This window comes from Streptomyces sp. WAC05374, assembly GCF_004353505.1.
In the GTDB taxonomy this organism is placed as follows: Bacteria; Actinomycetota; Actinomycetes; order Streptomycetales; family Streptomycetaceae; genus Streptomyces.
In genome coordinates this window covers 1-12,260 of sequence record NZ_SMNQ01000026.1, presented here as the reverse complement: position 1 = coordinate 12,260, position 12,260 = coordinate 1, and the positions used below count along the sequence as shown (strand labels likewise).

General features: G+C 72.8%; 12 protein-coding genes. 8 read left to right on the top strand and 4 right to left on the bottom strand.

Going from position 1 to position 12,260, the window contains the following annotated elements:
- Positions 1-15 precede the first annotated feature (15 nt).
- Positions 16-516, bottom strand: a complete 501-nt coding sequence (locus tag E2B92_RS33120; RefSeq protein WP_185923545.1) for a GNAT family N-acetyltransferase — start codon at positions 514-516, stop codon at positions 16-18.
- Positions 517-731: 215 nt separating this feature from the next.
- On the opposite strand from E2B92_RS33120, the gene E2B92_RS30490 reads away from it, so the two are divergent.
- On the top strand, positions 732-1,148 hold the full coding sequence (locus tag E2B92_RS30490; RefSeq protein WP_126884545.1) for a CBS domain-containing protein: 417 nt from the start codon (positions 732-734) through the stop codon (positions 1,146-1,148).
- A gap of 352 nt (positions 1,149-1,500) precedes the next feature.
- Here the strand turns inward: E2B92_RS30490 and E2B92_RS30485 are convergent, their stop codons facing one another.
- From E2B92_RS30485 to E2B92_RS30475, 3 genes are all read right to left on the bottom strand, one after another.
- Positions 1,501-2,070, bottom strand: a complete 570-nt coding sequence (locus E2B92_RS30485) for a hypothetical protein (protein WP_126884544.1) — start codon at positions 2,068-2,070, stop codon at positions 1,501-1,503.
- A 464-nt stretch (positions 2,071-2,534) separates the two neighbouring features.
- On the bottom strand, positions 2,535-2,945 hold the full coding sequence (locus E2B92_RS30480; RefSeq protein ID WP_126884543.1) for a hypothetical protein: 411 nt from the start codon (positions 2,943-2,945) through the stop codon (positions 2,535-2,537).
- Between the two features lie 767 nt (positions 2,946-3,712).
- On the bottom strand, positions 3,713-4,366 hold the full coding sequence (locus tag E2B92_RS30475; protein ID WP_126884542.1) for a hypothetical protein: 654 nt from the start codon (positions 4,364-4,366) through the stop codon (positions 3,713-3,715).
- A gap of 233 nt (positions 4,367-4,599) precedes the next feature.
- Between E2B92_RS30475 and E2B92_RS30470 the strand changes: the two genes are divergently transcribed.
- The 7 genes from E2B92_RS30470 to E2B92_RS30440 all read left to right on the top strand — a co-directional run.
- Entirely contained in the window at positions 4,600-6,069 is a 1,470-nt protein-coding gene (locus E2B92_RS30470) for a transcriptional regulator (protein WP_185923544.1), read from the top strand.
- A 54-nt stretch (positions 6,070-6,123) separates the two neighbouring features.
- Positions 6,124-6,651: a GNAT family N-acetyltransferase gene (locus E2B92_RS30465; protein WP_126884541.1), complete on the top strand. Its 528-nt coding sequence runs from the start codon at positions 6,124-6,126 to the stop codon at positions 6,649-6,651.
- A 542-nt stretch (positions 6,652-7,193) separates the two neighbouring features.
- Positions 7,194-8,774 (top strand): AbfB domain-containing protein, encoded by a 1,581-nt coding sequence (locus E2B92_RS33905; RefSeq protein ID WP_126884540.1) that lies wholly within the window; start codon positions 7,194-7,196, stop codon positions 8,772-8,774.
- Positions 8,775-8,865: 91 nt separating this feature from the next.
- Complete coding sequence (locus tag E2B92_RS30455; protein ID WP_126884539.1) at positions 8,866-9,561, top strand: RICIN domain-containing protein; 696 nt, start codon at positions 8,866-8,868, stop codon at positions 9,559-9,561.
- Between the two features lie 32 nt (positions 9,562-9,593).
- A complete protein-coding gene (locus E2B92_RS30450; RefSeq protein ID WP_126884538.1) occupies positions 9,594-10,223 on the top strand; it encodes an RICIN domain-containing protein in 630 nt (209 codons plus the stop codon).
- A gap of 115 nt (positions 10,224-10,338) precedes the next feature.
- The gene (locus E2B92_RS30445) at positions 10,339-11,523 is read left to right on the top strand and encodes a hypothetical protein (protein ID WP_235024050.1); all 1,185 of its coding nucleotides are present in this window, start codon (positions 10,339-10,341) and stop codon (positions 11,521-11,523) included.
- A 429-nt stretch (positions 11,524-11,952) separates the two neighbouring features.
- A partial coding sequence (locus E2B92_RS30440; RefSeq protein ID WP_133087772.1) for a hypothetical protein occupies positions 11,953-12,260 on the top strand: 308 nt, incomplete at its 3' end.

Genomic DNA, 12,260 nt, shown 5'->3' with positions numbered 1-12,260 from the left:
GCGCCGGGATCGATCTCAGACAGCGGTGTGCGGCGCGGCGGACGGTGGCCGGAGCGCGTGGGGGCAGGGCGTTTCGGAGGGGCGGTGGGGGATGCCCATGCGGCGGAGCAGGTCGCGGGCGGCGCGCATGCCGGCCGTGCTGTGCCAGGCGGTGCCGGGGTGGCGCGATCGCAGATGGGACAGGGCGCGGGTGCCGAGCCCGGAGCCGCGGAAGCGCTCGTCGATCACGACGGTGGTGATCACTCCGCGCGCGCAGGTGGAGCAGGTGCGGTAGTGGACCTGTCCGACGACCTGGCGGGCGTGGACGAGGAGCAGGCACTGCGCGTCGGCGCCGGACGGGGCCGGGATGTGCGTCGGGACGAACTGGATCGCTCTGTAGGCGAGGTACCGGCGGTGGAGCCGGCCGGTGGTCCGGCCCCGCCGCGCGTGCTTGGCGCCGGATCGCCCCGGCGACGTCGTCCACAGCGGGGCGAGGCCGAAGCCCGGGCTCGCGGGAAGCGCATGACGTCCGTGCATGCGTCCCGTGTGCCCCGAGAACCGCGCCTCTACCCGGCCACCACCACGCGGGTGGTGAAGGCCGGTTGAGCGCTGGTACGCGGTCGGTCGCCGGGTGGTTGTCCGGCGGGCGGCGTTACTCGCCACGCCCACGGGGCACACGTCTTCCCGCCCTGGCCTGCCGGCGGGCAGGCCCCGGGGCAGACCCCTCACCACACGAACAGGAGGCTGCTGGAATGACGACAGCTCGCGAGATCATGACGGAAGGCGCCGAGTGCATCGGTGCCGAGGAGACGGTTCTTGACGCGGCGAAGAAGATGACCCGGCTCGGCGTGGGTGCCCTGCCGATCTGCGGTACCGACGACAAGCTCAAGGGCATGCTGACCGATCGCGACATCGTGGTGAAGGTCCTCGGCGCCGGCAAGGACCCCGCTCAGGTCAAGGCCGGTGACCTCGCGCAGGGCGAGGCGGTCACCATCGGCGCCGACGACGACGCCGAGGAGATCCTGCGCACCATGACCTCGCACAAGGTCCGCCGCCTGCCCGTGATCGACGGCCACCGGCTGGTCGGCATCGTCGCCCAGGCCGACGTCGCCCGTGCCCTTCCCGCCCCGAAGGTCGGCGACCTCGTCGATGCGATGTCCACCGACTGACCCGCACGCCGGGAGCGGGAAGCCCCCGCCCTGACCTTGCGCCCACCGGCGCGCCGAGATGGTGCCGGAGCCGCCGGCCCGCCCGGGCCCGCCGCTCCGGCCCCTCACCTCGACGGCCGCACGCGCCACGGGCCGTCCGCCACCCGGCCGGCCACCCTCGCCGCTTCGGGATGGTGCTCGACGTGGAGCCGCCCCGGCGTCGCGCCTCACCGAACCGCTGAGCACGTCTGGGACAGAGCCTCCCGCCGACGCGGTCACCCTCGGACGGCGACCGGCACCTGGCTTTGACCGCGCATCGACGCCGTCTTGTCCGCACCGTCGACCGGCACGACGTCCGGTGTGGGGGTACGCATCAGTTCGAAGGTGCCTCTGCGACGTCTTTGCGCATCGCGTTCGTGAGCGCGATGTGCGTCGCCGCGTCGGTCGCGTATTCACCACGCCAGCTCTCCTGCACCCGCTTGGACGTGGAGCGACGGTGATCGTTGAGAGCGTCCACCACTTCCTGCCCGCCGATGAGGAAGACGAGATTGAAGGCCTCACGCCACGAGGCCGTGGCGGCCTGGACCTCTGCGGCGATGTCCGCCGGAATCCGTGCCCGGGCTTCAGATGTGTCCGGAGGCGCGGGATCAAGGGCGTCGACCGCGTTCTTCACTTCGAGAAGCTGCTGGGTGAGGCGGTTCCAGGCAGACAGGTACTTCGAGTAGATCTCAAGCCGATCCTGACGGAGCTGCCTGCTGTACTCCCAGTGCACCCCTCGCTCGGCGGTTCGCGTCTGCCATCTGTGATTGAGGATGGCTGTCGCCAGGGCGATCGCGCTGGTGATCAGCACTCCTCCGAGGGCGCCGGCAAGCGCGAACCATGCGCTTGCGCTTCCGGTGCTGTCCACAGGTGCGCTGACGAGGGCAGGGGGCGCAGTCACCATTGAGGCTCCTCTGTATGGGTGTAACTCAGCGTAGGACTGCACGACTTGCCAGGTCGTCTGATCATCGAGTCGGCGCAGCTCCGGAGGCGATAGGCGTGCATGCGAGTGCGGGCCCCGACCAGTGAGGGTGCAGGCGCGGGTGTCCGCCGCCGCACAGGTGGTGGCCGGGATGACGCATGCCGGCGCCAGGGCCGCGCTGAGGCGGGGAAGTCGTCCCGTGCCTGGCTCAACCGCCCGGCGGGACGACGCCGGACGGTGGAGTCGGCGGGAGCACTGGGTGCCCGAACGAAGCCTGAGCGCGCCGCCCGGGTAGGCGGCCACACGTCGGCCTGGACATGCCCAGTGACCCGCGTCGGCGTCGCGCTCGTCGAGTGATCAGTAAAAGGCGACGACGCCCTCGATCAGGCGGCGCCCCTTCCCCGCGCGATGTGTCTCCCTCAGGCCACCGCGATACGGGGCGATTGTCATCGACTGCTGCCGTTGAGATGGTCCCTGGCGGCAGTCATAAAGGCTTGCACGGCCGCAACGAGTGCGGCGTGTGCAGATCGGAGGTCAGGGAACCGAACGGATTCGTCATCATCAGTCACGTACAGGCGGAATCCCATAACTTGAACGGAACCGATGACAATGAGAGTGCTGTGAGCATAGGAGACAACCTGCCCAGCAAGTTCGGCAACGCGCCTCGGACCTTCCAGCTCCACCACGATGAAGGCATCCTGCAAAGGCTTGATATCAGCCTGGCGGCGTAGTTCCCAAGCTCGAGTCGACCTGCGCCCCAGCAACTGGGAGGGGTCTTCCCCCGCAACGCTGATGGCGACTGAGTCCCTTGGATGCGTCGAGGCGATGAAGAGGCGCGCTGCCTTGGCGAATACCACGTACGCGTCCCGGTGGTGCTGACGTCGGACGGCATCGACGGGTCCTCGCCGCGCTCCGCGAGCCTGTGCACGTCCGGCCGCGTAGGCGGCCGTGGCCGCGAGAACGGCCGTCGGGGTAGTGATGAGCGCGGCTACGACAGCGGGGTCCATGACCGACCATCGTGCTGAACATCATGGGGGCTCACTACCTGTTCACCGCGTCTGCATGTCCCGTCTGTTGTACGAGGACTGTGTTCCCGCCATCCGCGACGGAGTGACGTACCCGAGGCGGGAGTCGGTATCCGCACCGGTCCGAACTCGGTGCAGACGGACGCGTTGCGCACGTACCTGACCATCGCAGGGCCCTGTACCAGCGTCCTGCCCGGGCCCACCCCGCCGCCCGAGCCCGGCACCCGGACGTGGGCTCACGCTGCTGAGCAGCCCATCGGGACAGCCGCGGTGGCCGCGCTCGGCCTTCGCAGACGGACGGAAGCTGGGCATCCGGTCCGCGTACGTGCCCGATTTCCTGCTGAGCCTTCCCGCCGCACTGACACGTCGCGGGCACCGGAGGCGAGCGGGAACGGCGGCGCAAGCACCGGCATCGCGTGCTTGTGCCCCCGCTCCAGAACGCGGAAACGGGGGCACGGTGGGCGGGGCGTACAGGACCTAGGCGGTCACCGCGCCGACTCGCGTGCCGGAGCGGTCGCGGACGGCGTCCGGCGTCACGGTGGGCGGTGGTCGGTCAGGCAGGGCAGGACGGCCCCGGCCCTTTTCCGGTGGCCGCCCGGTCAGTACAGCTTGTTGACGGCCGTGGTCGTGGTCTTCTTGAAGGCGGCCACGGGCGCGTCGTCGAAGTCGCCCATCTGACCCCACTGCACGACGGTGACGGTCCTGCCGTCCCGCCCGACCGACAGCAGAGCGATGTCGTTGGCGCCCCAGGACGTCTCGGTGTGCAGGCCGCGGACGCGGGCGCCCTCCTCGACGGGCAGCTTGCCGTAGTCCCGGCCCTCGGCCTCGACGTCGGGCGAGGACTTCTCGATGCGGTCGGCGCAGGTGCGGATCAGATCGTCGTAGTGCTTCGCCAGGGCCTCGGCGTGGGCGGCGGTGTCCGCCACGACGGTCAACTGCACGGCGCTGGTGTCCAGGTCGGTACGGAACTCGCGGTGCCGGTAGGTGTAGGCGGGCACGCCCTCGGTGCTCACGCAGAAGCCGAGCTGCTCCGGGAACCCGTCGGTGACGGGCCCGGCGGTCCAGGACGACGTCGGGTGCGGCGGAAGCTGGGACGCCGACAGGAACGCGGGTGCGGCGGTCTTCGACCCGGCGGTCTTCGACCCGGCGGCCTGCGGGGCGGCGCCGGCGGACGGTGCCGTGAGGGCCGTGCCCGCCGCGAGGGCGGCGACGGTGAGTGCGGTGAGAGCGCTCGTTCGGATGCGCATGGACATGGGTGTCCCCCGTGAAATGAGTACGTGAACGTGAATGCCGCGGCGAGGCCGGCTGGTCGGCCCGGGCCCGGTCGGTGCGGCACCAACAGCATCAGCGGTCACCGCTGCCGGGCGCAACAGCCGACGGCCGATCAGCCACGGTGGAACCATCCCAGCCTCTTTGACGTGCAGGTATATGGGGTGCCTGGGATACCGTCCCGGGCCGGGTGGGGTGGTAAGGGGACGGGGGACCTTTGTCGGCACAGGATGACGGCGGCGGCGACGGCGTCGACGCGGTGGCGGAGTTCGCGGCGCTGCTGCGGGCGCTGAAGGAGCGCACGGACCGGAGCTACGGCTCGCTGGCCCGCCGTCTGGGCATGAACACCTCGACGCTGCACCGCTACTGCGCGGGTGACGCGGTGCCGCTCGACTTCGCCCCCGTGGAACGCTTCGCGGCCCTGTGCGGGGCGACCTCGGAGCAACGCCTGGAACTCCACCGCCGTTGGCTCCTGGCCGTGGCGGCCCGCCGCCGACCTCGTACGGCGGGGACGGTGGGGGCTGCGGGGGCTGCGGAGAGCTCGCCCGGCGCCGGGGCGGCGGAAGCCGTCACACCGGGCACAGCGCTGGAGGGCAGCACCGAACCGGACACGGCGCCGCAAGCCGAGGCCGGCCCCGTCGTCGAGACGGGCCCCGCGCCCTTGCCGCCCGGCGCGTCCGTGCCCGCGCTCCCGCGCCGCCCCTGGTACCGCCGCAGGCGTCTCGTGGTCGGGCTGGCCTCCGTCTGTGCCGTGCTCGCGACGCTCGGGGCCCTGTCCGCGCTGCCGGACGGGCGGCGGGCGTCCGCCGGCGGGCCTGCCCGGGTCGCCGGTCCGACGGCGTCCGGTACGACGGCGTCCGGTACGACGGCGTCCGGTACGACGGCGTCCGGTACGACGGCGTCCGGTACGGCCGGGGCCGGGGCGCCCGAGCGACGGGGCGCCTCGCCCAGCCCGAGCGGCACCCCCACCTCCGAGCGGCCTTCGGGCTCGGCCACCCCTGAGGAGAAGCCCGGCGCCTCCCGCCCGCCCGGCGCGACGTCCGCCCCGCCCGGCGGCGAACAGCCCGCCGGTCTTCCGCTCGCCTGGTCCGTCGACTCCCAGGCCTGGAAGCTGGGTTGCGGTCACGACTACGTCGTCTCCAAGCCGCCGAGCCAGGTCCCCCCTCCCCCGGCCCCGCAGGACGCGGCGCCCTGGGCGGCGACGCAGGGAGCGGTGCACGGCGGCGAGACACTCGTACGGCTGTCGGTGCAGGGGCGCAGCGACACGGCCGTCGTGCTGGAGGCGCTGCGCGTGCGCGTGGTCGGCCGTACGGCACCGGCCGAGGGCAACGCGTACGCCATGGACCAGGGCTGCGGCGGCGCAGTGACTCCCCGGTACTTCGCCGTGGACCTGGACAAGGACCGCCCCATCGCCCGCGCGGTCGCCGGGAACGACTCCGGTACGCCGATCCCGGCGGTACGCATGCCCTACCGCGTCTCGGCGAAGGACCCCGAGGTGCTGCTGGTCACGGCCGGCACCAGTGCGTGCGACTGCCGCTGGTACCTGGAGCTGGACTGGTCCTCCCAGGGCCGCAGGGGCACCGTCCGCATCGACGACGACGGCCGCCCGTTCCGCACCAGCGCCATCGAGGGCCTGCCCCGGTACACGTACGACACCCTGGCACGCCGGTGGGGGCCGTATAACTGAGAGGCCGTCACCGCGAGAGGGGGGCGGGCGGGAAGCCCGTGCGAAGATCGCGGCGTGACCGACCTGCGCTTCCGTCTCGCCGACGACGCCGATCTCGCCGCCGTCGTGCGTCTGCGTGACGACGCGGCCCGCTGGATGCTCGCCCAGGGCGTCACTGGCCAGTGGCGGCCCGGTGAGCTGGGCGGGGACCACTTCCGCCGGATCATGACGAGCGGGGAGGTGTGGCTCGCGGAGGCCGCCGATCGTGTGGTCGGAGCCTGGGAGCTCTGGTGGCAGGACGAGGATGCCTGGGGGCCGCAGCCGCCGACGGCCGGCTATGTGCACCGGCTGATGGTGGACCGCACAAGGGTTCCGTCCGGGACCGGGCGGCAGCTTCTGCGCGTCGCGGAGCGCCGTGTGGCCGAGGCGGGCCGGCCGTTGGTCCGTCTGGACTGCCTGGCTGCCAACGCACGCCTGAGGTCGTACTACCTCGACGCCGGTTATCGGGTCGCGGGGTGCAAGGAGGGCAAGCCGCAGCCGGGCGGTACGCCCAAGGCGTTCACGCTCCTCGAAAAGTCCGTACGGGATGTGCCGGTGGGTTGAGAGGCCCGCGCTCCGCACGGCCGCGCCCGTGCCAGGCACGCGCCTCATCCTCCTCGGCTCCCCCGCCCACCGGGGCGGCGTACGGCGGGCCGGCGTGCGGCCGGGAGGGTGTTTCGGCGGCGCATGGTAAGGCATCGGACAGGTGGGCTTTATTGATGTGTACCGGACCACATTTTTTCCTCACATGATCCACACGGGTGCGGACCGGCGAGTTCGGGCCGGGCGCCGGGGCCGGGCCTGCCGCGTGCCGCCTGGGGCAGAGGCGTGCCACCGGCGTGGTGCGCCGGCGTACGCGCAGCTGGCGTCACATATGGAGTGTCCGGTTCCGTGTTACTCGTGAGTTCCGCCCCAGCGTAGGCAAGTCGTCTTTCAGTCAAAGATTGGCCTCAAGTGACGTGTTAAGCGTCTATACCGGCGGGTGATCGGACAGGAGCTGTCAATTCCACTTTGACTCCCCTTGAGTGATCTTCAAGACTGCGCCCCGACCACCTGGCACGCGTCGGGAACCGCGTGCGGGACCTAGCAGGGGGACCGAAACCCGAATGAAGAACAGCAACCCGAACTCCGCCCGCGTGCGGAGAGCCGTCACGCGCGGACTCGTGACCGTCACCGCGGTCGCCTCCGTCACCGCCGTGGCCGCGTCGCCGCAGGCCGCCATCGCCGCCCCGCCGGCCGCTCCGGCCGCGGCGGCCGGGATCGGCACCACCGACACGCAGCGGGTGGACGCCGCGGCCGTCGTCCGCCTGGACCCGAGCCCGGACGTCCTGCTGCTCAGCGACCACGACTTCATCCACGCCCTCTGGCAGAAGGCCCGTGACGGCGGGGAGACCTTCGACGCGGTGCGGCAGGCCGCCGAGGCCGCCATGAGCAGCGAATCGCCCGACGACCACGTGCGGTTCATCGTCACCGGCATCCACGAGGCGTACGCCGTCGACAAGCAGCGCGAGAAGGACAAGGCCGACGCCGCGCGTGCCGCCCGGCTCGCCAAGTCCCAGGCGCTGATCGCCATCGGCATCCCCAGCAGCCCCGACCTGCTCGACCTGAGCGACGACAACTTCATCCGCGCCGTCATGCGCCACGAGGCCGCCGGACCCGAGGTCCGCGCCGCCGCCGCGACGGCCCTGGCCGGGGAGCCGACCGCCTGGCAGGAGTTCATCGCCAACGGCGCCCGCGAGGCGCACCAGCGCGACGTCGCCAACGAGCTGAAGGAACTGGAGGAGAAGGACCGCGCGGAGGCCGAGCGCCGCAAGGAGATCGCCGCCCGCACCAACACGGCCGCGCTCTTCCGCATCACGCCCACCGAGGCGATGCTCGCCCTCAGCGACGACAACTTCATCCGCGAGCTGCTGCGCGTCGCCCCGGCCGACGCCAAGGGCAGCGAGCTCTTCGCGGCGGCGCAGCGCGCGGTGCTGAGCCCCGACCCGGCCGTGTGGAAGCAGTTCATCCACACCGGCGCCGAAGAGGCGTACAAGAAGGACGACGAGGCGCGCCGCAAGCAGATCGCCGAGGCCAACCGCCGCCTCGCGATCCAGATCCAGGCCGCCGCCGAGAAGACCGGCGTCCAGCCCAACCTGGTCGCCGCCGCCAAGAAGGCGCTGGCCGGCACCGACGAGGACGTCGCGCGGTTCCTGCTGGAGGGGCAGCACCGGGCCAAGCGCCAGTCCTTCCAGCCGGCGAGCGGCAAGCCGGCGGGCTTCTACGTCCGCCAGTCCTCGCCCGACGCCGGGGAGGCGTTCATCGCCCCCCTGTCCGCCGCGTCCAAGCAGGCCGACCGGGAGGACGGCACCTGGATCGTCGTCCCCGCGCTCAACGGCCAGCCCGGTTGCTGGTCCTTCGAGTCCACCCGCAAGCTCGGCCACTACCTCACCCACAAGGACCTGCGGGTGCGGATGGCCGCGAGCGACAACAGCACGCAGTTCCGCAAGGACGCCACCTGGTGCGCCAAGAAGGGACTGAGCGGCTCCGGCACCTCCTTCGAGTCGGCCGGCCAGCCGGGCCGCTTCCTGCGCGAGTACTACGGCGATCTGTACGTGGCCAACAAGAGCGCCAAGAACCGCTTCGACGTCGAGAAGGACTTCGCCCAGGACGCGTCCTGGAAGATCGTCACCCCCCTCGCGCGCTGACCGCGCGGGAGGCGGCCGGCCCCACACGCGCGCGCCGGCCCCCTCCCGCCGAGCTCTCTCCCTTCAGACCTGAGAAGAACGGAAGCACCCCATGTCCCGGATCGTCCGATCCGCTCTGGCCGTGGCGGCCGGTGTCGCCGCGCTCGCCGGCGGCGTGACCGTCGCCGTCGCCGACGAGGCGCGCACCCCGTCGACCCCCACGGCCACCACGGTGTCCACGGCCACCGTGGCCCCCGCCGACGCCAGGGCCGCGGCCGCCGACGCGAAGGCCGCGGCCGCCGCCGCGGTGGCCGCAGCCGCCGACGCGAAGGCCGCGGCCGCCGCGGTGGCGTCGGCCCCGGGCGTCCAGCTCAGGGCCGCCCACAGCGACCAGTGCCTCACCATCCCCGGCGCCAGCCTCCGCAACGGCGTCAACACGGTCCAGTCCACCTGCGCCGACGACGCCGTCAACCAGCGCGTCGACCTGGTGCCCACCGGTGCCGGCACCTTCGAGCTGCGCTTCGGGCACAGCGGCAAGTGCCTCGACGTGGAGGCCGCCGGCACCAAGACCGGCACCGCCGTCCAGCAGTGGTGGTGCGTGGGGGCCGACAACCAGCGCTGGCGCCTGGTCATGGTCGACATCGCCAAGGAGCTGTACGAGCTGAGGCCCGCCCACACCCCCGCCGGTACGAGCCGCTGCCTCGACATCGAGTCCGCGAGCAAGACCGACGGCGCGGCGGCCCGCCTGTGGGCCTGCAACGGCAGCCTCGCCCAGCAGTGGCGCATCCACCCGGTCACGGCCGCCTGAGCCCCGTACACGCGAGAGAAACGGATCCCCACATGTCTCGGATCATCAGGGCCGCCCTGACCGCGGGCGCGGCCGTCGCCGTCCTCGCCGGTACGGCCACCGCCGTCCAGGCCGACGGTGAACCCGGCTCGATCACCTCCCCCACCGCCGCCGCCGACGCGGCCCGCGAGGCCGCGGCCGTCGCGGCCGCCACGCGGGCGGAGATCGTCGCCCGCGCGAAGATGGCCCAGCAGGCCATCACCCTGACCGCCGCCCACAGCAGCAAGTGCCTCGAGATCGAGGGCGGCAAGACCACGGACGGCATCAACGCCCAGCAGTACGACTGCAACGGCACCGACTCCCAGAAGTGGAACGCCGTCGCCGGACGCGGCGGAACCTTCGAGCTGCGCAACGTCAAGAGCGGCAAGTGCCTCGAGATCCAGGCCAAGGGCGAGAAGAACGGCGCGGCCGTCCAGCAGTTCGCCTGCGGCCAGGGCGACCACCAGCGCTGGCGCATGATGCTGGTCGACCCCGTGCGCAAGCTGTACGAGCTCCAGCCCGCGCACGCCGAGGGAATGTGCGTCGACGTGCCCAGCGCCAAGCAGGACAACGGCATCGACGCGCAGCTCTACACGTGCAACCGCTCCGAAGCCCAGTTGTGGCAGGTCCGGCCGGTCGCGTGAACCGGCCGGACGGCGTGTACCGACGCGCCGTCGCATGTCACGCCGGGGCGGGACCGTACGCACGGTCCCGCCCCGGCGGTCGTGAACCGTATGTCATTCCCGAGGGGGTCTCGAGTTGAGTCGTCAGTTCAGATGCGCGCGGGCGGTGACCGTCGGCACGCTGGCCGGCGCGATCGCCCTCGCCGGCGGGGTACCGGCATGGGCCGCCGCCCCGGCCGCCGCACAGCGGCAGGTGGCGGCCGTCGTCACCGCCGTACCCGCTGACGCGCCGCAGCAGGCGACGTCGCCGTTGCCTTCGCCTTCGCCGTCACAGGCACAGGGTCAGTCGCCGTCGCCGTCGCCGGAGTTGGCCGCCGCCGTGGAGGAGGCCCGCAAGAGGGTCACGTCGATGGCCAAAACGCACCCGGCCGCCGAGGTGCGCACCTCGGCGTGGAACGCGCTGCGCAGTTCCCGCGGGGACCAGGCGCTCCTGGAGTGGCTCGCCCCCGGAGGCGGCTTCGACGCCGCCAAGCAGCGCGCCCGGGACACCCGCGCCCGGAACAAGGCGTTCTGCGAGCGGGTGATCGCCACGCACACGGCGGAGTTCTCCCCGCAGGTACGGGCTGCCGCGACGCGGGCCCTCAAGGGGAGCGTCGCCGAGCAGGCCGCGTTCGTCGCGACCGGGTACGCCGAGGCACAGCGCCGCGACCGCGCCGCGCGCGAGGCGGGCGAGCTGCAACGGCTGGACGTCGCCGCCGCCGACCGCGAGTTCGTACGCGGTCTCGGCGCGCAGGACCCGGGCGAGCACGTGCGGGTGGCGGCGCAGTGGGCGCTGCGGGCCGGTGCCACGGACGCGGACGTCGCGGAGTTCTTCGGCTACGGCTGGGCGACGGGTGCGGCGCTGGACCTGACGGCGTACCGCAGCCGGATCGCCGACGCGGAGGCCGTACGCCATCACACGCTGACCCGGCTGATCGCCCAGGCCACGGCGGCCGAGGCGGCCGTGGCGGGCGCGGCGGACGCCGCACGCGCCCGTGCCGAGGCCGAACGCGCCTGGCAGGCGGTCTCCGAGCACGCCGGTGCGGCGCAGCGCGCCTGGCAGGCGGAACAGGCCGCCGCGACCGCGCAGGCGGACAACTGGCGGACCGTCGCCCGGCTGTCCCGCGAGTCCGCCGAGCGTCTCTGGCAGGCGATCTCCGGCACCGCCGACGACCACGAGGCCGCCTGGTCCGGTGAACGCCAGGCGGCGGACGAGGCGGCCGCGTTCTGGAAGGCCATGTTCGACCGCGCCCAGGAAGGCGAGAACCGCACCCGGGGGTGAGGCCGGCCAGGCTGGTAACGGCTCGGCCGGGAGCGCCCGTTCGGACTGTCACCGGGGCTGAGCCGGAGGGAGCGCCCCGGGGGTCGGCCCCGGCACCTGCCTGGGGGCAGCCCCCGGGAACGCCCCGGGTCAGCCCCGCCAACCGCCCGGGGGTCACCCCGGCAACCGCCCGGGGGTCACCCCGGCAACCCGCCCGGCCGGCCCGGTAACGGCGTCGGCCGGGCGTGCCCGCCGGCCCCTGACCGGGGTCGGGCGGGAGCCGGCCGGTTCGGGTGCTGTGAGTGCCCGCCGGTCGGCGCACCGACCACCCGCCCGTGACCGGGGCGGGGTTTTTCGATCATTCGTCTAGGGGGTTTTCCCGTGTGGGGAAGGTTCCGGCCCAGGGCCGGAGGGCTGCGCGTCGGCGTGGCCGTACATGTACGGAAGGCCGTGTCCGCGGCGGTCGCCGTGGCGGTGCTGGGCACCGTCACCAGTGAGGCCGCCGCCGCGACCTCCGTACGCGCCGAGCAGGCGTCGTCGCTGGCGCGGACGCTCCAGTCGCTGGACAGGCTCGCGGCCGCGGCGGAGGCGAGGAACGGCGCCGCCCCGGCGCCCGCCGCCACGTCCGAACTGGACCGGATCAGTGATGAGCGTGACCGGCAGTTGGTGGAGGACTTCGCGGAGTTCGACGAGGAGGAAGAGGTCCGCGAGGCCGCCAGGGCGGCGCTGGCGAGTTCCGATCCGAACGCGGTCCGGGA